Below are 22,979 nucleotides of genomic sequence, written 5' to 3'. Positions count from 1 at the left end.
CGCGTGAGGGTTCTGGTCGCCCCGGACAAGTTCAAAGGAAGCCTTTCCGCGTCCGAAGTGGCCGACCGGCTGGCGGAGGGCCTGGCGTCAGCGGGGATCGACAGTTATCGGATGCCGCTGGCCGACGGCGGCGACGGCAGTGTGGACGCCGCGGTAGCAGCAGGCTTCGCTCCGCATTCGGTGACGGTGGCTGGGGCGGCGGGGACCCCGAGATACGGGGGAATCGCCGTCGGCGACGGCACCGCTGTGGTTGAGGTCGCCAACACCTGCGGCCTCGACACGCTTCCGAACGGCCGCCCGCTGCCGCTCGACGCGAGCAGTCTCGGAATGGGGCAAGCCATCTCGCAGACGTTGCGATATCGGCCGCGCCGGCTTGTCCTCTCCCTCGGTGGCAGCGCCAGCACCGACGGCGGGATGGGACTGCTCGTAGCGCTCGGCTTCATCTTCGCCGACGCGACGGGTAGACAACTGCGAGCATGCGGACGGAGTCTGGGCCGAGTCCACACCGTCGACGCATCCCGAGCGGCGAAGCTGACCGGGATCGAGATCGTGGTCGCCGGTGACGTCACCAATCCCTTGCTCGGACCGAACGGTGCAGCAGCGGTGTACGGGCCGCAGAAGGGGGCCTCCGAAGCCGAGGTGCGATTTCTCGACGCCGGTCTGAACAACCTCGTCCAAGCGTTCGCCCGCAGCGGCTATCCGGACGCGATGGCGGTCGCGGCGACAGCCGGAGCGGGCAGCGCGGGCGGAATCGGCTTCGCGGCGTTACTGCTCGGTGGCACGATCGTGTCGGGCGCCGAGTTCTTTCTCGACTTGTTCGAGTTCGATCGGCACCTGCCCGGATATGACCTGGTGGTCACGGGGGAGGGGAGTATCGATGAGCAGACCGCCAACGGCAAACTGCCCATGGTCCTGGCCCGCCGCGCCCACCCCGTCCCGGTTGTCGCCGTCGCCGGTCGGAGCACGTTGTCCCGAGACCAATGGGGTCCAGCGGGATTCACAGATATTTACGCACTCGGCGACTACACCGATAGGGATACCGCCGCTGACCCCGAACTGACCCGGCGACTGCTGACTCGGATCGGCGAGCAGATCGGAGTCTCGGGTGGGTATGCCGTGTCGGCGGGGTGCGGGTCGGGCAACTGCACAAGGTCATAGTCGTCGACCTCACTGCAACGGCACCAGGGTCGGTCGTCGCCGACGTCGACTTTCAGGAGTCCGTGCGCCCGGATTTCGATGGAATCGACCATGGCGGTTCCTGCCTCTCCTGCTCTGTTGCCGATGACAGCCCCTGAAGGTGTTGTCCCGTTCCTCGACGCGCTGATCGCACCGTTAAAGCTGGGAATTCTTGCGTTAAGTCAGCCTCTCGCTGGCTGCAAACGCAAAGTTTTGTGGCGTTAATTAGGCGCAAGCCGTTGACAAGGTGACGCGCGTAGCCGAAGCTACTTTAACGCAAGTTTTCCTTGCGTTAATTTTGGGCTCGTCCGTGCGATGCCTACAGGACGCGGGCGAGCAAGTACGCGAAGGGAATTGGTCAATGCTGACCAGGAGAAGCCTCATCATCCGCACCGCCGGGGCGACAGTCGTCGCCACCGCGACCGCGGCCTATGTCGGCACCGGGACCGCATTCGCGTCCCCCGTTGCGCCGACGTCGGGAGCCGGGCTACGCACTTTCATCGATGGAGCTGCCATCGACCAAGCCAGGGTCGTCGAATGGGAACGGCGGCGGCTGTCGGTAGCCGCGGCGCGGCTGCGCAAGGACTACGTCGGCCTGCTGACCGGTGAGCTCGACTCACTGCTCACCCGCTTCGCGGTCCACGTCGACGACATCCCCGCCGCACGAGCGGCGATGGCGCGGGCTCGTGTGCTGATCGGCCCCGACGGGTTGCGTGAGCTGCTCGCCGGCGAGCTTGTCGCCTCCGAGGCCGCCACCCGCGCCACGCTCGCGGCCTCAGGGGGACGCTGGGTGCTGGCGACCGTCGAGATCGCCAGCGATCGCGGTAGTGCGCAGGGTTTCGTCGACACGTTCGACCGGGCGCGGGTGAACAACGACCTGGCGTTCTGGACCGACGCATGCCCGGACCACTACATCATCGCGACCCAGCCCGACGGGCTGCAGGAGGTCATAGAGGTGACCGGCGGAGCCGTGCTCGCCAGTCGGTTCCTCGTCAACTACGCCGTCCCGTCGAAGGTAGTGGTCCCAGCGGATCCGGCCTATCCGCTCTCGCTCGCCGGTGCCGCCGTCCTCTCCGACGGTGAGGTCATCGGCGGGGTCTGCCATCAGTTCCGTGACGAACCCGGTGGTGGGTTCCGCAGTCAGCTCAAAGTCGCGTTCCCCGCGGCGGTACCCGGCTTGTATGTCAGCGAGCACAAATGGCATCTCGCGACCGAATTCGGCAACTGGATCGCGGCGTACCTGCGTTGATCCGGCCGACTCACCGCGCTGCCGGTCGGCGAAGTCTGCGCATTCGGCACGCGGCAACGCTGTCGAGTAGAACAGGGCCATGAACCAGAGCGAACGCGATCCCGAGAACGAGCAAGCGGTGACGCCCCCGGTTCCGCGCAAGCGGACCGGAGGTCGCTCTGCCCGCGTGCGCGACGCCGTGCTCGCCGCGACCCTGGACCAGGTTGCCGAACACGGCATCGAGGGATTGACCATCGGCGATGTCGCGGCCCGTGCTGGTGTCGCGGAGACGACCATTTACCGGCGCTGGGGCACCCGCACCGCACTTGTCGCCGAGGCCGTCACCGAGCTCGCCGCAGTCGCCAACCCCGCCCCGGACACCGGCGCCTTGCGAGCCGACCTGCAACTGCTCGCCGAGCAGATCTCCCAGCTGATCTCGCGTCCTGGCGTCGCGCGGCTGGTCGGCACGACCATCGCCCTCTCGGTCGACCCGGAGGTCGCCGCGGCGCGCCACCGCTTCTGGAACGATCGATTCGAGCGAACCTCTCAGGTCATCGACAGAGCTGTCGAGCGCGGTGAACTACCCGAGGGCACGAACCCTCGTGAGGTCATCGAAACCCTGTCCGCGCCACTGTATTTCCGGTTGCTGGTCGGAGACGAGGCGATCGACGACGCGTTCATTGCGCGCTGTGTCGACAACACTCTCACTCTCCACGGCAATTGCCGATTGAATCATTGATTGAAATACCGATTGAAACATGTTTCACTTCTGGACATGGTTGATGAGGGCACGCCAGGGACGCGGCAGCGACTGCTGGCCGCGGCCGAATCATTGCTGCTGACCGAGCCGTACGACGAGGTCTCGGTACGCGGCATCTGTGCCGCGGCGGGCGCGAACGCGGCCGCGGTGCACTACCACTTCGGATCGAAGGAAGCCCTGGTCGGTGCGCTGATCGAAGATCGAATGGGACCGCTGTGGGCGGACGGACTGGCCCGTGCGACCACAGGGCCGGATGCGCTGCCCGTCGTGGTCGACACGATCCTCGCGCCGTTCGTTCAGCTCGCCGGAGATCCGTTGGGCCGCTTGCATCTTCGGCTATTAGCGCGGTTCGTGCTCGGACGGCATCGCACAGCGTGGCAGGGACCCTGGTTTCGGATGGGCACCTGGGCCGCGCTGCTGCCGGAACTGGGCGCGCAGGAGAGCCGCAGGCGGTGGATGCTCGCCTTCGATCTGATCATCATGCGTTTCGGCAGCCCCGAAATAGACGAACACGGAATGGCGCAGCCGGACCTGGAGACACTGCGAGATTTTGTGGTGGCCGGTCTGACCGCGCCGACGGGAGAGTTGACATGAACGACATCTTCACACCGGCCAAGCTGGGGCCGATCACCTTGCGCAACAGGGTGATCAAGGCCGCGACCTTCGAGGGGCGCACGCCCGACGCCCTGGTGACCGATGAACTGATCGACTTCCATCGAGAGGTGGCCGCCGGTGGCGTCGGCATGACCACCGTCGCGTACTGCGCGGTCGCGCCCGGCGGTCGCACCGATCGGCATCAGATCTGGATGCGCCCGGAAGCCGTTGCCGGACTGCGGAAGCTGACCGACGTGGTGCATGCCGAGGGTGCTGCCGCCAGCGCGCAGATCGGGCATGCCGGACCGGTGGCCAATGCCGCCTCCAATCGGGTACCGGCGCTCGCGCCGAGCCGGATGTTCAGCCCGCTGAGTATGAAGTTCATGAAAAGTCCCAGTGTGTCCGAGATAGCCGAACTCGTTGCCGCGCACGCGAATGCCGCACGCTTGGCCGAACAGTCCGGATTCGACGCGGTGGAGATCCACTTCGGCCATAACTATCTGGTCAGCTCGTTCCTGAGCCCACTGCTGAACCGGCGCAAGGACGGCTACGGCGGAATCTTGCGTAACCGGGCTCGACTGGCGCGTGAAATCGCTTGTGCGGTAAAAGATGTCGTGGGCGATCGGCTTGCGATCATCGCCAAGCTCAATATGGAGGACGGTAGGCGCGGTGGCCTCACCGTTCCGGAATCACTCCAGGTGGCAGCCTGGCTCGAGGCCGACGGCGCACTCGACGCCCTCGAATTGACCGCCGGCAGTTCACTGCTCAACCCTATGCTGCTGTTCCACGGCGCCGCGCCGCGCCGCGCCTTCGCGAAAGTCTTGCCCGGCCCAGCCCGGCTTGGCTTCCGGCTGGTCGGGCGTGCCTTTCTCAAGGAGTACCCCTACCAGGAGGCGTACCTGCTGGAACGGGCCCGCCAGTTCCGTCGCGAACTCTCCATGCCGCTGATCCTGCTAGGCGGCATCACCAATCTCGACACCATGCGGCTCGCCAGAACCGAGGGCTTCGAATTCGTCGCCATGGCCCGGGCATTGTTGCGCGAACCGAATCTGCTGCACCGCATCCAGGCCGATGACTCCACGCGATCGGCGTGCGTGCACTGCAACGAGTGCATGCCCACCATCTACACGGGCACGCACTGCGTGTATCGCCCCAACCTTTCGCATGAGCCGATCCAGCTGACGCTCGGCTGAACACCCGACGGAGAACACGCGTCATGAGTGAACAGCTGCCGCGAGCCCGCCATCTCGAGCCCACTATGCAGCGGATAACCGGGAGATCGTGCATACAGATCGAGGGAAGAGTCTTCGTCGTCACCGGAGCCGGAAACGGCATCGGACGATGCGTCGCATTGGAGCTGATCGCCCGCGGAGCGGTCGTGGTCGGCGCTGATCGTGATGAGCGGGCACTCGCCGCCACCGCCGCACTGGTCACGGACCGTGAGCGCTTCACCGCCCACCCGATCGATATCTGCGACCGAGTCGCCGTGGCCGCGTTCCCCGGCAGCGTGATCGCCTCTCACGGACAAGTCGACGGTTTGTTCAACATCGCGGGAATCGCTCAGGAACTCCGAGCCGTCGCAGACCTCAGCGACGCTCGGATCGAGACGCTGATGCGGGTGAACTTCTTCGGCGCGGTGTGGATGTCGCGGGCTTTCCTCCCGCACCTGCTGCAACGCCCCCGAGGCATCATCATGAACACCTCGAGTCTGTCGGCGATCGTTCCGGTGCCCGGTTCAGCGGTGTACGGCGCGTCCAAGGCCGCGCTCGCCCTGTTCAGCTACGGCCTGGCACAGGATCTGCGCGGCCGCTCGAATGTCACGGTGACCACGGTGCTTCCAGGTTCGGTCTGGACCGACCTGGTGCGCAAGGTCGCCCAGCAAATGGGTGCGCCCGAGAAGCTCGCCAGGGGATTCTCGGCCGAGCCCGAGCAGGTGGCCCGCCGCATAGTCGATGCGACCGCGAAGGGTAGGGGGCGTGTCGTGATCGGCAAGGACGCCCACGTCTACGACACCGTCCGACGGGTCAGCACCCGACTGGCCGATCGGCTGTCCTACATACAGGTCGGTCACGGTGTCTACCCCAAGGGCACCCGCCCCCGGTAAGAAGCTGTTTGCGAACCTCGGCCCGGCGCGAATCGGGGGTCTGCTCGTTCGCCGTGTCGATCACTGGCTGCGCCGGTGAATCCTGATGCCTCCAGTCACACACGGACTATGGCGTCGCGCGGTGAGCCCGAGATCTGTTGATATCAGCTCGAGAACTCCACCGATGATCTCGGGTCCCACCGATGATTTTTCGTGCCGGGCGGTGTCTGTATCTCTGGGAGGTATGACATGACCGGAATATTGGATGCGGCCGAACTGCGGCAGGTCTGCCTGGACGCCGGAGCCGACGACGTCGGCTTCGTGGCGCTGGACACACCTGGCCTGGAGGGGGAGGTCGACTATGTCCGCGAAGCGCTTCCGAGCACCCGCTCGCTGATCGCGGTGTGTGTGCGGCTGGCGCGGGACAACTTTCGCAGCCGGGCGGCCAGCATGGTCAATACCGAGATCGACACCGCGATACCGGTGCTCGATCGGATCGGCCACAAGGTCAGTATCGCGTTGCAGGACCGTGGATTTCGTGCCATGTACCCGTCGGTGACGTTTCCCGTCGAAGCGCACCGACTGCCGAGTCGCGGCTGGACGGTGTCACACAAGCCGGTGGCTGTGGCTGCGGGGTTGGGCCACATGGGAATTCATCGCTGCGTGATCCATCCGAAGTTCGGCAGCTTCATCGGGCTCGGCACGGTGCTGACCGACGCGCGGATCGCACCGTATTCGCGGCCGCTGGACTGGAATCCGTGCCTGGGCTGCAATCTGTGCGTCGCCGCGTGCCCAGTGGGCGCGATACACACCGACGGCAGTTTCGACTTCAACAGTTGCTATACCCACACCTACAACCAGTTCGTGAACAACTTCGCCGACTGGGTCGAAACCATGGCCGACAGCACCGACGCCGACGATTACGGCCAGCGCATGAGCCCGGGCGAAACCACCATGCAGTCACGCCGCCAGTATCGTTCCGGATACTGCGTCGCGGTGTGCCCGGCCGGTGAGGACGTGATCGGGCCGTATCTGGCCGACCGCAAGGGCCACCTGCAGCTGGTGCTGCGCCCGGTACAGCGCAAACCCGAGAACGCCTACGTCAGCGCCGGATCGAACGCGGAAGCCAACGTGCGCAAGATGTACAAGCAGAAGTCGGTGCGCTACGTGGATACCGGGATCATGCCGCCCGATGACATCGACGCGGCGCCGGAGCCGAAATGAACGACGCCGAGCGGTTATGGAATCCGCTGCACGTCCCGATCGAGCGGGGCTCGCGCGAGCGCCCGCATCCGACGGTCGCAGCCGCGCGGGCCCGAGCCGAGCAGGGGCCCGCCGGTGAGCCCGCGGACCTCGACGCCGACTGGCTGCGCGAGATATGCCTGGCCGCGGGCGTCGACGATGTCGGATTCACGGCACTGGCAACGCCCGGCCTCGAGGGCGAACGTGACTATGTCCTCGAGGCACTGCCCGGCACCTGCACCCTGATCGGGTTCTGCCTGCGAACCAGTCGCGACAACCTACAGAGCAGATCGACAAGCGCCGCCAACCGCGATGTCGCCACCACCCAGGAGTTGGCGCACGAAGCCGCCCGGCACATCTGCCTGGAACTGCAGCGCCGCGGCGTGCGTGCGTTGTATCCGGCATCCGGATTCCCGGCCGAGATCCACCGATTCCCCAACCGGAGCTGGGTGGTCTCGCACAAGCTGGTGGCGGTGGCCGCAGGGCTGGGACAGATGGGGTTGCACCGCAACGTCATTCACCCGAAATTCGGGACCTTCATCGTGCTCGGCACGATTCTGATCGACCGGCCGGTCTCCCGGTACTCGCAACCGGTCCTGTCGAATCCGTGCATCGACTGCGGGTTGTGCGTGAGCACCTGCCCCGTCGGCGCGATCCATGCCAACGGGGGATTCGACTTCGACGCCTGCTACACGCACAACAATCATCACGAGCTGTCCAACTTCGCGGGCTGGGTCGAGGAGGTGGTGGACAGCGCGGACGCGGCCGACTATCGGCGGCGGGTAACACCAAGCGAGACCTTGTCCGTGTGGCAGAGTCTGTCGTTCCAACCACAGTTTCGCGCCGGATACTGTGTCGCGGTGTGCCCGGCCGGTACCGACGTGCTCGGCAACTTCCTCAACGACCCGGACGGTCACGCTCGCGACGTGGTGGCGCCCCTGATGCGGAAACCGGAGTACGTCTACGTCGACACCGGCTCGGCCGCCGAGGCACACGTCCAGTCCAGGTTTCCGCACAAGACGGTTCGCCATCCCCGCCGGGTGACGGTGCCGGAACCCGAGATCGATCCGGTGCCAGAGCGTCATGACCAGTGACGGCGACCTGCGGCGGGATCTGCCGATCTTCGAGATCTATGCCGGCGGGGGCGACGCGCGGCTCGAGATTCATCCCTGGTTCTTCGTCGCCGGACGGCAGTATCTGGGCATGACCCGGGTACTGCCGCCGGGAACCGGACGCGCGCCGGCGCACGTCCACACCGGCGTCCTCCAGCGTTCGTTCCTGCTCGCCGGCACGCAGGCCCACTATCGGAAAGGCTGGCGTACCCGCACGCTGTCGCCCGGCGACGACATGATCATCGAACCCGGTGTGCCCCACACCGATCCGTACAACGACACCGACGCGCCCATCGTCGTCCGCAGCCTCTACACGCCGGGACCAGTGTGGTTACTATCGTTCGCCAGAACCCTCGGGCAGGCGCTGCGGGACGGAAAGGTGAACTCGCAGCAGGAACTTCACCTGCCGCATCTGCTGATGATGCTGGGGACACCGGGTTCGGTGACATTCGCGGCGGGAATTCCGCTCGGTGTGCAGCGGCGGATCCTACTGCCCGCTGCCACCCGTTTCGCAAAGCGCCGAGGTCATGCCCCGGCAGCGGGATTACGCACCCACATCTTCCGTTGAACTGCGGTTGTCGTGGCGCGGTTCGGCCGCGAGTGCCGTCGAATAAGCCGTCCGCCAGCACATGCGAACTCGCCGACGTCCACGCCGACACCGACCGGGCCCGCCTCCAGGTCCACACCGTTGTGAAGCATCTCCGGCGCCGTTGCCGGGCAGCGAGAGTGTCGAACACTCGTACCTGGAGACGGACCCAGCTCGGTTCAGGTGACTAAACCGTCACCTTGAATACACGGAGGTAGGTGGCGAATTGGTTCAATGTTTGATCGTTGCTCTAATCGGTCAGCGACTGACCACCGAGCATGACCCGACATCCCGTTGGCTCGGCTGGCTACGCCGTCGGACATCAGGCGAAGCCTTTGCCGTCCTTCGGGCTTACGGCGCGGTCGGAGCTGGTTCGTCGGCCGGGTAGTAGATTTCACGGCGCAAGCGTTCCAAGTCCGGCGCTGTGGAAGCGGACGGTTGCGTGTATCGATCGTTCTCATGCGCCCGGAGTCCCGCGTTCGTCATTTTCTCGTACATATCCGCGTACTCCTTCCACTGGCCCGACAGGCCGGGAAGCACGCGCAGCAGCACGGGGACGTAGTGGATCACCGTCTCGAGCTGGGCGCGATACTCGACCGCCTGGCGCTGTACCTGCTCGATGGCTTCGCTGCGGGTGCAGCCGGTTTCGTGACGGACTGCCCTGACGAGGTTGTAGGGATCCTGGTCGGCCTCGTCCCGATCCAACCCCGCCAGGTCGTTCTCCACGAAGCCCACGAAGAACAGCAGTTCCTCGAGACGGCGGATCACGGGGTGGTTGCGCAGCTTCGACGGCAGTTCCCGGTCTTGGTACACCTCCATGCAGGCAAGCGCGGTTTCGAACCCGCTGGTCGACCTCCGCAGCGGCCAGTATTCGGCCGTGGAGGGGATGTAGCCGTTGATGCGATGGTGGGCTTCGCGTTCGGCGGCTTCGAACCAGTCCTCGATGCCGTCGAGGAACCGCTTCTGCCATCGGGTGCTGCGGCCCTCGCGCAGGCGCGGCCACACACTCGCCCACGCCGTCGGGATCGCACCGGGCCGCCACGGTTTCTCCGGGTCCTGGCGGAGCATTGCCACCATGCCCCGCCTCAGCGCGGTGATTTTTTCGGGGTCGGTCAGCTGCGGATCGTCGAACAGGTCGTCCCATACAAGGGACAGCGTGAACATGCTGGCGAGGGTCTGTGAACGGTCCGGGTCCACTGCTGGGACCAAGGTTTGTGCCGGGATCCGGATCGCTCCTGTCCACCGGTGGTAGTCGGCCTCGGCAGGGGTTAGGGCGAGGCCGGTATCCAGCATCCAGCTCCTCAACCACGACATGGCCTGGGGCGTGAGCGCGTTACCGCGGGTCTGGGGTGGCAGTGTCGCCTGCGGGGGGACCACCGGCAGCGGAGTTCGTCGGTCGAGGATGGACCGGGCGTAGGCGGTCATTGCGTGGCGGGCGGACGCATCGACGGGCACAGCGGCGAGCTGACCGGCGGCCTGGTCGATGAATTCCTCGGCCATCGCCAGTGCTTCGTCGACGGCACCGGAAGCGACGACAAGCTCGCTGGCACGTGCGGCTTGCTCACGCGTCATTGCTCTGCGCAGCAGACGGGCAAGGCTTTGGTCGCGGGCGGCCGCGCGGATTACGGGAAGTGTGTAGATACCCTCGGGCAGATCCGCGTTGACCGGCTTGCCCATTTCCTCGGCGGTCGAGGTCAAATCGAGAATGTCGTCATACAACTGGTAGGCCAACCCGAACTGGCGACCGAACTCCGCCAACGCCTCTTCCTGTTCCTCGGAGCGGCCGGCCTGCATCGCGCCCACCCGGCATGCCAACGACAGCACCGCCGCCGTTTTGCCGTCGATCGCCTCCAGGTAGGACTGCTCACTGCGAGAGACCACATACAGGTCGGCGGCCTCGATCACCATGCCCGCGACCATCTGCGCACCCGCGCTCGCCCCCGCGAGCCCCTCACGCTGACCGAGTTCGATCAGCATGCGCATGCCCTCGGTCGTCACCGAGTCTCCACCCAGTACGGCCATGTGCGATCCCCACACCGCGTTGGTGCTGGGTCGGCCTCGACGTTGGTCCGCGTGATCGATGACGTCGTCGTGATACAGCGAACCCAGATGCAGAAACTCCACCGCGGCAGCAGCTTGCACCGCCCGATCATCAGCCGGGGTCGTGGGATCGGTGAGCAGGTAGTACGACAGCAACGTCAACGTGGGGCGCACCAGGCGGCGAGAAGTGTTCGGCCCTTCGTCTGTGAGTGCGGCCAGCTCTGGCCGGCTCTCGAATTGCACGGGGCCGAGAACGTCACGGACGCGGTCGAGGTCCGCATCCAGATGTGGGAAGACAGCCGAATCGATTTCACGTGGCACGCGGGTACTCCTGACTGGTTACAGCGGTCATCTACGACACCGCCGTTCAATGGTGATTCGCTACGCCATCACGCGGAAGATGTTGGTATCAGCCAATTTTGACGCCTTCCCAACTCGAGTGATACCGGCTTCGTTTCGATCGCGGGCAGGTCTGCCTCGTCGTCAACGCCGGGTCGGGTATCGGGATCCATGGTGGCGTCGGTGTCGAGGGTCGCTGTTGCGGTGGCGCTTTCGATGCCGGACATACTCGAATGCAAGGTGTTATCCACGCGACCCACCGTGTGGTGGGTCGCGCGGACACATTTTCTTCAATGCTTCGCTGACCGTGCCGATCGCGTCGAGGCGGAAAGGCGAGGTCCGGGGAGGCGGCTCCACTTCGTGGGTCGAAGAGACGAGCGGGTGCACAGGTGGAAAGCGACCAGCCCGAGCAGGGCACTCACAGTGAGCCAGCCCAATTGCATCGCGAAACCCGTGAAGGGAGTGGTGTCCGAGAATCCGGCGGCCGTGGCGGCCTGCATTGCCCCATAAGAGGGCAACCAGCGCACGAAATCGCTGTCCGCCCCGGCGCTGGCGATGGGGTTCTGCACAGCCATGTCCACGCAGGCGAGCATCGCGAGGGCGAACATCCCCTCCACCTCACGGCGCAGCACCGCACCAAGGGCGACACCCAGCCCCCCGTAGGTCATCGCCGCACAGCACAGCGCCGCAGCAAGCAGGACGGGCTGCCGAGGCGACCAATAGCAGCAGATCACCGCGGTGGCGTACGCGCACATCAGCACTGAAGCCACCACCAGGCAGGCGATCTTCGCCAGAGCCAACGCGACCCGCGGATATCCGGCCATCGACAGACGACGGTCGAATGCGCCACTGCTGAAAGTCGCCGCGAACATCATGAAACCGATGATCAGGCAGACCGCGGTCAGGGCGCCGCTGATCTGGGCGAGCTCATTTCCGTTGGCGCGCAGAACCAGACCGGTGTCTCGAAGCCGAAACGGTACCTCGAGGTCGGTGACGGCCACCCGCACCAGCGTGATGAACAGGGGGACGAAGGCGGCCACCAACAGCATGGCGAATCGGTTGCGGGCATGTTCGATGAGGCCGAAGCGCATGGCGATCACGAACAGTCGGACACCATTTCTCACGCGGCTTCCTCCTGTCCGCTGTCCAGGACGCCATCGTGCAACCGCCACACTTGATCCAATTTGCCGGTGTCGTGGGCGAGATGTGAAACGATCAGAACCGACCGGCCGGTGTCGCGGAACTCTGTGACCAGATCCCAGAAACGCAGATACGTCTCCCAGTCGAAACCCTGGTACGGCTCGTCGAGCAGCAGAACCTGCGGATCATGCATCACCGCCAGCGTCAGGTTGAGCTTCTGACGTGTGCCGCCGCTCAGCGTCGCGACCCGCTCACCGGCGTACTCGGAGAAACGGAGAATCTCCATGGTCTCCTCGGCTCGCCGCAGGTCCGCGATCGCATATGCCGCGGCGAAGAAGTCCAGGTGCTGACGAACCGTGAAGGCATCGTTGAGGATCACCTGCTGCGGACAGTAACCGAACCGCCCACGGTGGCGGACCACCCCGCGGTCCGGTCGCAGCCCTCCGGAGAGGATCTGTAGCAGCGTCGACTTACCCACGCCGTTCTCACCGACGATTCCCACCAGCGCCCCCGCGGGAAGCATGATGTCGATACCACGCAGCACCGACCGCCTGCCGTACGAGTGGTGGACATCTTCCACTTCCATCAACACCCCTTACCCGTCACCGACCTAGTGGCCCGGCAGCCGTTCGCATGCTACCAATCAACGGCGAAAACCTGTGCCGGGACAGCCAATTCGTGGCCCGCATGCCCGCAACTCGATCGCGCCCCGCATTCCTGCGGCATGTCGGATATGCGTTTCACATCCGCGAACCCCGACCGGTATCGACACCGCTGCCGGATTCGGCGGGTGGAAGACGGTGCGCCACATAGTCGACGTCCAGTATTACGCCGACGCCAAGAGTTCGCGGCCTCGTCGCGAGTCGGCCACATCAGGCGGCGTAGCGGCGGACCTATAACTCGATAAATGCGGCTGGAGTAGTAGCCCGACAACGATTTTCGGCCTCCCAACAGCGGGAATGCGACGACGGTTTCGGCGCGGTTCCGCAGAGGTACGTTAGATAGCGGTTGATTGCCGGATCCACTGGTCGCACAAAACCCGCTGGGCGGGTTCGCTGCGGCTACTGTCAATCGAGCCGAGGAGCCACCGCGCAATGGGTACTGCTGCTGGCCAGAACGAGTATGTCGGGCTTTCCATCCCAGCGGTTTTCGCTCGACAGGTGGCGCTGACACCGGATGCTTGCGCGGTGACGTTCGAGGGCCGAACTATCACCTACCGCGAACTCGATGCGAAGGCTCGTGCCCTTGCCGTACGGCTCGCGGCGGCCGGCGCCGGACCAGACCGATTTGTCGCGTTATTGCTGCCACGTTCGGGGGAACTCGTGGTGGCGGTACTGGCGGTGTTGATGACCGGCGCCGCATACGTGCCGCTCGACCCGGGCTACCCCGACGATCGCGTGCAATTCATCCTCACCGACTCTGAGCCGGTCTTCGCGCTGACGCTCGAAGAATTCGTGCCGAGACTGCAACGGATCGCGGGGCCGAGCACAGCCGTGGTCGATCTCGCCGCAGTAACGGATGCCGATCGGTCACAACCGACGCTTGCGTCGGTGCTGCCGGGCGAGTCGACGGCTGGATTGCCTGCCTATCTCATCTACACCTCGGGGACGACGGGCAGGCCCAAAGGTGTGGTGATCCCGCACCAGAACGTTCTCCACCTGCTATCGGCGCTGCGAGCCGACTGTCCAGAACTGTGTGTTCCGGGGCAGGTGTGGATTCTGTTCAGCGCCTACGTCTTCGACGTGTCGGTGGCCGAAATGTGGGGTGCCCTACTGCACGGTGGACGGCTGGTTGTGGCCGCGGACCGAGTGGTGCGCTCGCCAGTTGCTCTCTTGGATCTGATTGTCGCCGAACACGTCACGGTGCTGAGCCAGACTCCCTCCGCTTTTCTGGAGTTGCAGGCCGCCATGGTCGGTGACCGGGACGCCGTTGCCCGATTGCGACTGCAGGCGATCGTATTTTGCGGTGAGGCATTGCAACCGAATCGGCTCGGGCCGTGGCCGGACCTGTATCCGCAGGTGCGAATATTCAACCTGTACGGCCCCACCGAGACGACCGTCTTCGCCTCGCTCCGGGAGATCCATACCGGTGACATCAGCGGCAGCGCGAGTCCTATCGGGAATGCGCTACCCGGTTGGTCCTTCGAGGTGCTGGATCATGGCTTGCGGCGCACGCCGGTCGGAGAAATAGGTGAGCTGTATGTGGGTGGAGCGGGACTTGCCCGGGAGTACTGGCGGCGGGCGGACTTGACGGCCACGCGTTTCGTAGCGGATCCGTTCCGTCACGACGCGCGACTCTATCGCACCGGCGACCTGGTGCGGCGGACGGCGGACGGCGACCTGGAGTATCTGGGCCGCAACGATTTTCAGATAAAGGTTCGCGGTCATCGGGTGGAACTCGGCGAGATCGAGACGGTGCTCGAGTCGTATCCCGGTGTGCAACGTGCGGTGGTGCTGGCGCGGAACGGGGGGACATCCGGCGTGCACCTGATCGGCTATGTCCAACCGGAGCAGGTGGTGTCGGAGGCCGAGGAGAAGGAACTCGTCGTTCGCTGGCGCGGTATCTACGACTCCGTCTACACCCGGTCGGCGTCCTCGCCCTATCCCGATGACGCCGACTGGGTGGACGACTTCTTCGGCTGGATCAGCAGCTATACCGGGCGCTCGATACCAGTCGAACAGCTGCGGATTTGGCGCGACTGCACCGTTGCTCGGATCAAGGAGTCGGCGCCGCTGCGGATCTTCGAGATCGGCGTTGGGTCGGGCTTACTGCTGTCGGAGCTGGCGCCATCCTGTGTCGAGTACTGGGCGGGCGATGTGTCCGCGGTGACGATCGGCAGGCTGGAACGTCGCATGCAGGCCGCTCGGGTCGGCTGGGCGGACCGTGTTCGGCTCGAGGTTCGCGATGCGGACGACATCCGGGGTGTGCCGACCGGGCACTTCGACACTGTCGTCGTCAATTCGGTGGCCCAGTATTTCCCCAGCGAGCGCTATTTGCGGCGGGTAATCCGGCACGCTATGGAACTCCTGGTTCCTGGCGGAGTGCTGTTCATCGGTGACGTTCGGAATCTGTGCCTACAGCAGGACTTCCTGTCTGCTGTCGAGATCGCGCAGCACGGCTGGTCGAGTCCGGATGAACTACGCAATCGGGTGCGCCGGCGGATCGGTCTCGAACCGGAGCTGCTGCTCGCTCCGGAGTACTTTGTCGATTGTGCCGCAGCGGATTACGCCATCGGCGCGGTAGATATTCGAACCAAGAACGGACCCGCGGTCGACGAACTGACCAGGTATCGGTACGACGTCACGCTCAGCAAGGGGCCGGTGCGGGCTTTGTCCCTGGCTGACGCGGTGGCCTTCGAATTCAGCCATCGCGGCGGCATGGAGGCGGTGGTGACGGCGCATCGCGCGGCCGGGCCTGTACGAGTAGCCGGCATCCCACGAGCCGGGCTCCACGCCGAACTGATGGCGGTCGAGGAAGTCGTTGGTGGTCGTGCGGATGTGCCGGATGCGATCGGCTCCGAGTACTGTCTCGACGATGACTCGGAGTCTTCGGACGACGGGATTTCGCCAGGGTATCTGAGCCGCTTGGCCGATCGTCTCGGTGTCACGGTCGCTATGACGTGGTCGCAACGACCAGGTTGCATGGACGCGGTTTTTTTCGATCCCGGACTCTCACACCGGATTACCGATGTGTATCTCGAGGCCGACCGAAACCGGGCGACCCGCCTGTACACCAATCCCATCGCGCCGCTGATCGCGGCCGAGGCGCATCGACTCGTGCAGGACAAGCTGCCCGGGTACATGGTGCCCTCCGGTGTCGTTGCGGTTGATCAGTTTCCGCTCAACGCCAATGGGAAGCTGGACCGCGACGCCTTGCCGGTTCCGGATGCCGGTTCCGATGCCGTCTACCGGGCGCCGGCCACGCCCGCCGAGAGCGCCGTCGCCGACATCTTTGCTCGGATTCTCGGGGTCGACCGAATCGGTGTGGACGACAACCTCCTTGGCGCGGGAGGTAATTCGCTGTCGGTGATGCGGGTGATCTCCAGCCTGCACGCGGCCCTCGGTGTGGAGGTGACCGCGGCCGAGGTATTCGCCACACCGACCGCGGCCGGTGTGGCGCGTATCGCCGAAGGGCGATCGAGCGGGCGTCCGGTGCTTATGCGGGCCGAACGCCCTGACGTCGTAGAGCTGTCGTACCCGCAGCGGAGATTGTGGTTTCTGTACCGCCTCGACGGTGCGACATCGGTCTACAACGTGCCGTGGGTCCTCGAGCTGACCGGACCGGTGGACTCGACCGCGATGGCTACCGCGATTCGAGATGTCATCGACAGGCACGAATCGCTTCGGACGGTTTTACCCGAGGTACAGGGTGAACCGCGGCAATTGATTCTCGATAGCTTCGATTTCGGCTGGGAGGTGGTCGAGGCCGACGGGTGGCCGACCGACCGAGTATGGTCCGCTGTCGACTCCGACCTGCAGCATCGTTTCGAGTTGCATCGCGACATTCCGATCCGGACGCGTCTTTTCCGCTGCGCCGCCGATCGCTACCTGCTTGTCATGGTGGTGCACCATATCGCGGTGGACGGTTGGTCGCTGCCGATCCTCGCTGCCGATCTCAGCGCGGCGTACGCGGCGCGAAGGCAGGAAAAGCCGCCTTCCTGGGAGCCCCTGCCCGTCCAGTACGCCGACTATTCCGGCTGGCACCGACGATTGCTGGGCACAGTCGACGATCCGGACAGCCTGATATACCGCGAACTCGCCTACTGGCGAACCGAACTCGCCGGGCTGCCACCTACTCTCGCCCTGCCCACCGACCGGCCACGACCTCCGATCGCTTCCCACGCGGGCGGACAGGTCACGTTCGATATCGGCCCGGACCTGAGCGCGGCGGTGGAGCGAGTGGCCCGTCGGGCGGGTGCAACGGTGTCGATGGTGTTGCAGGCCGGCCTCACAGTTCTGTTACACGGACTGGTCGCTGGACCGGATATCGCGATCGGATGCCCGATCGCGGGCCGAGTCGACCAGGACGTCGAGAATCTGATCGGGTTCTTCGCCAACATGTGGGTCTTGCGGGTGAGAGTGGACGCACACAGCACGTTCTCCGAATTACTCGAGCAGGTACGACGCAAGTCACTGGCAGCGTACGAGAGTCAGAACGTGCCATTCGATCTCGTGGTGGAGCAGCTGAACCCGGTGCGGTCGCCCGCCTATCACCCACTTTTCCAAGTCGCGCTGGCGGTGCAGAACACTGCGGCCGCTGTCATCCAGCTGCCCGAACTCGTGGCCCGTGTCCACCGGCGGACCACTGACCGGTCGCGCTTCGATCTGTCCTTCGAAATCCATGTCACACAGGAAAACTGGACCTGGCCGGCCACGATCGAATACGCCGGCGACCTATTCGACCGGTCCACGGTCGAAAACATCGCCACTCGCTTCCTTCGGCTACTCGACCGGCTCACCCACGATCCGGACGCGCCGGTCGGCGCGGTCGACTTGATCGATGACGCCGAGGCGGCACTGCTGGATCGTTTCGGTACCGGATCCGGTGCCGAGGCACCGGTCTCGATTCCCGAGCTGTTCGACCGACAGGTGGCCCGCAGGCCGGATGCGATTGCCCTGACATTCGCCGACTCGGCTCTTACCTACCGCGAATTGTCCTTTGCCGCAGAGATACTGGCTGTTCGCTTGGCCGACAAGGTTCGCACCGGCACCCTGGTGGCGGTGGCACTGCCACGGTCGGTCGAGCTGATAGTCACCATCATCGCCGTGTTGCGGGTCGGTGGGGCGTATGTGCCGGTGGATTTGTCGTATCCCGATACGAGCATCGCGGACGTTCTCACAGATTCGGACCCGGCCGTGGTCGTGACGGCCGAAGAATTCCGGACGCGGATCAAGGGCCTGCTCCCGGCGCACGCCGAGCTGGTCGGTATCGACGAGCCGCGGCCCGCACCCCCGCGTCGTCGCACTGCACGCTCGTACCCGCCACCGCATGAACTGGCCTACCTGATCTATACCTCCGGCAGTACCGGACGTCCGAAAGGCGTCGCGGTGACCCATGCCGGCATTGCGAGCCTCATAGCCGGGCAGTGCGCGCGTCTACCGATCACCGAGGCCGATCGGATTCTGCAATTCTCGCCACCGGTGTTCGATGCATTCGTGGTCAACCTGTGGTTGGCGCTGACCACCGGGGCAACAGCGGTGCTGCCGACAGACGACGAGGCTCTGCCGGGGCAGCTGCTGCGGGAACTGGTGGCGCGCAGACAGGTTTCGTTTGCCTTGTTCACGCCGTCGACGCTCGCGGCGATGAGACCAGCAGACCTGCCGTCGATTCGGTGTCTGATTGTCGGCGGCGAGGCATGCCCGGCCGAAGGGATCGACAGCTGGGCGGGCGGGCGGTTCATGGCCAACGCCTACGGCCCCACCGAGACGACCGTCGCGGCGACCCTGAGCCGACGGCTCCGAGCCGGATCCGGTGCACCGCCGATCGGTACGCCGCTGCCGGGATTCACTGCCGACGTCCTCGATTCCGGTTTGCGCCGGGTACCGGTAGGTGTAGTCGGGGAGTTGTACCTCGGTGGACTTGCACTGGCGCGCGGATACTGGCGTCGGCCCGCCCTGACGGCAGCGCGTTTCGTCGCGGATCCGCGACGGCCGGGGCGGCGGATGTACAGGACCGGTGATCTGGTGCGCTGGAACGCTTTGGGGGAACTCGAGTACGTACGGCGTGCCGACCACCAGATGAAGATCCGTGGCTTCCGCATCGAGCCGGGGGAGGTCGAAGCGGCGCTGGCGAGGTATCCAGGTGTGCGGCAGGCCACGGTCGCCCTGCGCGAGGACCAGTGGGGCGACAGACAACTCGTCGGATATGTCACGCTCACAACCGGAGGCGCCCTCGGCGCACCGACTTCGATCCGGGAGTACCTGCGGCGGATCCTGCCGAACCACATGGTTCCCGGTGCGGTGGTCGTACTGGCGGACTTTCCCCAGGCCGCGAACGGCAAAGTGGACACAGCGAAACTTCCTGCACCGCAATTCGATCAATACGATGCGAGCGCCACCGCACGGACTCCGCTGGAAGAGACCCTTGCCGGGGTTTTCGCACACATTCTGGAGTTGCCTCAGGTCGGCATCCACGACAGTTTCTTCGACATCGGTGGACATTCCCTGCTGGCCGTGCGGCTGGTCGCGGCGATCCAGCAGCGGCTGGAGGTCAGCGTCGCGATTTCAGAGTTGTTGCAGCGATCCACCGTCGCCGAGCTGGCAACGTTATTGACAGAGACGTATGGCGCACGATGTTGAGGACCCGCGCGGCTGATCGCCTTGGCCCGCCGCGCCACACGGAGTTTCACTGGTTCCTAGCGGCGCGCGGCGCGTCGCTGCTGGGAAACGCGATGGCGCCGGTGGCCGTGGCCTTCGCTATCTTGCAGTTCGACCCGCAGCCCAGTGCGCTGGGCGCCATACTGGCGGCGCGCAGCCTCCCACTGGTCGTCTTTCTGCTGGTCGGTGGGGTCGTCGCCGATCGGCTCCCGCGTATCCCGGTGCTGCTGGCGGCAAACCTCGGTGCCGGAGCCACCCAACTGGTCGCGGCCTGCTTGCTCATCTCCGACAACTACCACCACTCCGCCCTCCTGATGCTGGAGTTCATCAACGGAACCTTGACGGCATTCGCCACCCCGGCCGCTCGTGGTGCGCTACCGCAAATGATCGAGCCCGCCGCGCGGCAACAGGCCAATTCGCTGATGGCGACCGTCAAGAATGTGTCAACTATCGGAGGTCCGGCGCTGGCCGGTCTGTTGGTGGCCGGGATCGGCGGCGGTTGGACCATCGCAGTGGACGCTGCCTGCTCGCTGGCCGCCGCCAGCTGTTTGTGTCGCGTGCGTCAGCGCGGTGGTGGCGACTCCACGGGCACGAGTGTGCTCGGCGACCTGCGCGTGGGCTGGACGCACTTTCGTCGGCGGACGTGGCTGTGGGCGACCGTGGTGGCCTTTTCGGCGTTGAACGGCATCTATGTAGGTCTGTGGACAGTCGCCGGTCCTGTGGTAGCCCGCCGCTCTCTCGGTGTGGCGGCCTGGGGACAGGTGCTCGGCCTCAACGCGGCGGGCCTGCTGGTCGCGAGCATTCTGATGTATAGATGGAGGCTCACCTACCTGTTGCGGTGGGCGGTGCTGTGTATCGCGATGCTGGGGCCGCTTCCATTGCTGGCGCTCGGTGTCCGCCCGACCTTCACAATTCTCGCCGTCGCCGCCGTGGCCGGCGGAGTGGGATTCGGGATATTCGGGACAGCATGGGAAACAGTTCTCCAGGAGCAGATTCCGGGTTCCGTCCTGTCCAGGGTCGCGTCGTTCGACGACGCCGGTTCGTATTTGATGATACCGATCGGTCAAATAATGGCCGGAGTGGTTGTCGCCGACCGACAGTCGGCAACCTACATCGCAGCCGGTGGAGTGCTCTATCTGGTCTGCGGTGCGCTGCTACTGACATTCCCGTCGGTACGGAATCTAGCGCGTCAGCACCCCACCGCCGATTCGGCATCGATTCGATTGCCTGCGTTCCAACGACATTCGGATGTATCGAAATCAGGCTGAAGCCGGACATAAGTGGACTCCAAACTGAGACCGTCGGATTATCTTGGCCGCCAGATTAATTCGGCCTTTGGATCGGCCCGACTCCGGGCGCCGGCCTACCGGATCTCAGCCGAAGCGGGCAACGCGGCCGAGGAAGCCGCGACCCGGTGGCGGCTAACGCACCACCTGGGCGATACCGAGCATGTTGCCCTCGCTGTCGCGGAACCACGCGCCCCGCTCACCACGCCCCTTGCTCGGGTAATTGCCCTCGATGTCCATGATCCCGCCCACGGTGCCTTCGTACTCCTCGAACACCACCCCACGGGCACGCAAACCGGCGACCGCGACTTCGATGTCGTCGACGTAGAAACCCATCTGCGTGAACGAGCCGTCTGATGTGCCAGCCGATGCGAACAGACAGAAGACACCCTCGGCACCCTCGTAGCGCAGGCCGCCATCGCGCTCCTCGACCGGTTCGAGGCCGAGCTTCTCGGAATACCAGCGGCGGGCTCGGGCCAGATCCTGGGTGGGTACCCGTGCTTCGATCCGCGCGTTACTCAACATCTTGTGATAGTAGACAGTCCACGCAGCGAGGTCGGTGACCTCACCGTCGCGTCACCGTCACCTGCACAGTGTCCTGTCCGGGGTTGGTGGCGAGCTGAAGTAGCGGGGCATCGGGGACCGAAACGACTTCGGCGCCCTGGACTTCGACCTGGTAGCCGTCGGGGTAGTTGCTCAGCGGCAGATAGACTTCGGTGCGGACTTCGTGGGGGAACCGTTGACCGGAATCTGCGCGGACGGCGCTGTATCGGACGGTGAAAGTACCTGTCCCGCCATCGTAGTTCCACTGCAACGGGGTGCCTGCGACCGCACGTGGGTAGGGCCGGACGATCGCGGGGTCCATCAGGTTGGCGCCGGTCGGTGGCTCCTGGGGATGACCAGGTGTCTGATCCTGCGGTTGGGACCAAAACATCCAGGAAGCCATGTTGTCGTCGAATGTGTCGGCGAGTCGGGTCAGTTTCGCCCAATCCTTGCTCGCGCCGAATTCGGTCACCACTCCGACAACGCCGTCGGCGTTTGCTCGATCCAATCCATTGCTCACGCAGGTGTCGACATGGCCGAAGCAATAGTCGTGAAAGCTCAACCCCGCGTTCGGATCACCGGTGGGATTCGGCATCCAGTCCGGCGTACCGAAGTCGTTGGTCATGGACGGCTCGTAGAACAGCAGGTGTTTCGAGTCGGCTCCGCGGATAGCGTTCATCACTTTGCCTTCGAACGTCGCCAGCGGACCGCGCTCGAACTCGGGGCAGCCGTGCGGAATGCAGGTCGGGTATTCCCAACCGGGCCACGGCTCATTGATCAGGTCGTAGCCGAGCACATACGGTTCGTCGGCAAAGCGTTGCGCGACATGCTCCCACATGGTCGCATAGTGATCCTGCAATCCGATGCCGTCGGGCGCAATGTGGTTGTGCCAGAAGTTCGCCCACGTTTGATTTTGTGCGGGGCCCGTCAGGTAGACCAGCGGAAAGCCGGGGTCGGGCTGCAATGGGAACCCGTCGGTGATCGTCGCCCAGTCAGGGAACCCGCTCCAACTCGCGCCCGCCAATTCGTTGAACGCGTCCTGATGGGAATCGACCAGACTGTAGATGTTGTACCGGGCCAGCAGTTGCTGGGTCTGCTCGATCTGCGCGATGTAGTTGTCGTCGTAAACGCCCGGCCGCGGCTCGACCCCGTTCCACGCGAAGCCCAGCCGCACCGCGTTGAAACCGTTGTCCGCAAGGAACTGCGCGTCGTTCTCGTCGAAACCTCCCGCCGCCGGGAAATACGGCGGGTACTTGTAGACCATATTCACCCCGTGCAAGGTGACCACTCGGCCCAGCTCGTCGGTGAGCCATCGCCCCGCGGACCCCAACTCCGCCGCTGTCGGTGTCGCCGCCGCCGTCGGTGTGGTCAGTCCCAGCAGCAATATGACCAGCCCGAGACACCGTGCTGTCGAGGACGTGATGGTCATCGCGCAAACCTTTCGACGAGTATGCGCCGAAGGCACCGGCACTGATGCGAAGATGCTATATATCGCTGGCCGGATTCGGTCACGACTCTCCGCTGTACCCGGTGC

At 64.9% G+C, this 22,979-nt stretch carries 16 protein-coding genes; 11 read left to right on the top strand and 5 right to left on the bottom strand.

Translation table 11 applies throughout. The features are described 5' to 3' along the window. Window positions 1–3 precede the first annotated feature (3 nt). The 9 genes from ACLMAJ_RS31535 to ACLMAJ_RS31495 all read left to right on the top strand — a co-directional run bounded on the left by ACLMAJ_RS31535 (window position 4) and on the right by ACLMAJ_RS31495 (window position 8,763). Entirely contained in the window at window positions 4–1,158 is a 1,155-nt protein-coding gene (locus tag ACLMAJ_RS31535; RefSeq protein WP_412017518.1) for a glycerate kinase, read from the top strand. 379 nt (window positions 1,159–1,537) lie between these two features. Then, a complete protein-coding gene (locus ACLMAJ_RS31530) occupies window positions 1,538–2,425 on the top strand; it encodes a hypothetical protein (RefSeq protein WP_412017517.1) in 888 nt (295 codons plus the stop codon). Between the two features lie 79 nt (window positions 2,426–2,504). Then, window positions 2,505–3,143 carry a TetR/AcrR family transcriptional regulator gene (locus tag ACLMAJ_RS31525; protein ID WP_412017516.1) on the top strand — a complete coding sequence of 213 codons (639 nt, stop codon included), beginning with the start codon at window positions 2,505–2,507 and terminating at the stop codon, window positions 3,141–3,143. 36 nt (window positions 3,144–3,179) lie between these two features. Next, window positions 3,180–3,758 (top strand): TetR family transcriptional regulator, encoded by a 579-nt coding sequence (locus ACLMAJ_RS31520; protein WP_412017515.1) that lies wholly within the window; start codon window positions 3,180–3,182, stop codon window positions 3,756–3,758. Then, entirely contained in the window at window positions 3,755–4,951 is a 1,197-nt protein-coding gene (locus ACLMAJ_RS31515) for an NADH:flavin oxidoreductase (protein ID WP_412017514.1), read from the top strand. Before ACLMAJ_RS31520 ends, ACLMAJ_RS31515 begins: the two co-directional genes overlap by 4 nt. Before the next feature lie 23 nt (window positions 4,952–4,974). Next, a complete protein-coding gene (locus ACLMAJ_RS31510; protein WP_412017513.1) occupies window positions 4,975–5,862 on the top strand; it encodes an SDR family NAD(P)-dependent oxidoreductase in 888 nt (295 codons plus the stop codon). A 228-nt stretch (window positions 5,863–6,090) separates the two neighbouring features. Continuing rightward, a complete protein-coding gene (locus ACLMAJ_RS31505) occupies window positions 6,091–7,065 on the top strand; it encodes a 4Fe-4S binding protein (RefSeq protein ID WP_412017512.1) in 975 nt (324 codons plus the stop codon). Further along, window positions 7,062–8,177 (top strand): 4Fe-4S binding protein, encoded by a 1,116-nt coding sequence (locus tag ACLMAJ_RS31500; RefSeq protein WP_412017511.1) that lies wholly within the window; start codon window positions 7,062–7,064, stop codon window positions 8,175–8,177. The genes ACLMAJ_RS31505 and ACLMAJ_RS31500 overlap by 4 nt, the downstream gene beginning before the upstream one ends. Continuing rightward, window positions 8,167–8,763, top strand: a complete 597-nt coding sequence (locus ACLMAJ_RS31495) for a cupin domain-containing protein (RefSeq protein WP_412017510.1) — start codon at window positions 8,167–8,169, stop codon at window positions 8,761–8,763. Before ACLMAJ_RS31500 ends, ACLMAJ_RS31495 begins: the two co-directional genes overlap by 11 nt. A 369-nt stretch (window positions 8,764–9,132) precedes the next feature. Here the strand turns inward: ACLMAJ_RS31495 and ACLMAJ_RS31490 are convergent, their stop codons facing one another. From ACLMAJ_RS31490 to ACLMAJ_RS31480, 3 genes are all read right to left on the bottom strand, one after another. Beyond that, the gene (locus tag ACLMAJ_RS31490) at window positions 9,133–11,142 is read right to left on the bottom strand and encodes a polyprenyl synthetase family protein (protein WP_412017509.1); all 2,010 of its coding nucleotides are present in this window, start codon (window positions 11,140–11,142) and stop codon (window positions 9,133–9,135) included. A gap of 308 nt (window positions 11,143–11,450) precedes the next feature. After that, a complete protein-coding gene (locus ACLMAJ_RS31485; protein ID WP_412017508.1) occupies window positions 11,451–12,284 on the bottom strand; it encodes an ABC transporter permease in 834 nt (277 codons plus the stop codon). Further along, entirely contained in the window at window positions 12,281–12,886 is a 606-nt protein-coding gene (locus ACLMAJ_RS31480) for an ATP-binding cassette domain-containing protein (RefSeq protein ID WP_412017507.1), read from the bottom strand. The genes ACLMAJ_RS31485 and ACLMAJ_RS31480 overlap by 4 nt, the downstream gene beginning before the upstream one ends. A gap of 508 nt (window positions 12,887–13,394) precedes the next feature. Here ACLMAJ_RS31480 and ACLMAJ_RS31475 point away from each other — a divergent pair. Both ACLMAJ_RS31475 and ACLMAJ_RS31470 read left to right on the top strand, forming a co-directional pair. Beyond that, window positions 13,395–19,598, top strand: coding sequence for an amino acid adenylation domain-containing protein (locus tag ACLMAJ_RS31475; RefSeq protein WP_412017506.1), 6,204 nt, complete (start codon window positions 13,395–13,397; stop codon window positions 19,596–19,598). After that, a complete protein-coding gene (locus ACLMAJ_RS31470; protein WP_412017505.1) occupies window positions 19,592–20,884 on the top strand; it encodes an MFS transporter in 1,293 nt (430 codons plus the stop codon). The genes ACLMAJ_RS31475 and ACLMAJ_RS31470 overlap by 7 nt, the downstream gene beginning before the upstream one ends. A 153-nt stretch (window positions 20,885–21,037) precedes the next feature. Here ACLMAJ_RS31470 and ACLMAJ_RS31465 read toward each other — a convergent pair whose 3' ends face one another. Together ACLMAJ_RS31465 and ACLMAJ_RS31460 are read right to left on the bottom strand one after the other, a co-directional pair. Then, window positions 21,038–21,427 carry a VOC family protein gene (locus tag ACLMAJ_RS31465; RefSeq protein WP_412017504.1) on the bottom strand — a complete coding sequence of 130 codons (390 nt, stop codon included), beginning with the start codon at window positions 21,425–21,427 and terminating at the stop codon, window positions 21,038–21,040. 40 nt (window positions 21,428–21,467) lie between these two features. After that, on the bottom strand, window positions 21,468–22,874 hold the full coding sequence (locus ACLMAJ_RS31460) for a cellulase family glycosylhydrolase (RefSeq protein ID WP_412017503.1): 1,407 nt from the start codon (window positions 22,872–22,874) through the stop codon (window positions 21,468–21,470). Window positions 22,875–22,979: the final 105 nt, after the last annotated feature.

It is taken from the genome of Nocardia arseniciresistens, from assembly GCF_046764875.1.
Taxonomy (GTDB): Bacteria; Actinomycetota; Actinomycetes; order Mycobacteriales; family Mycobacteriaceae; genus Nocardia; species Nocardia arseniciresistens.
This window is presented reverse-complemented; position numbering and strand designations above follow the sequence as displayed.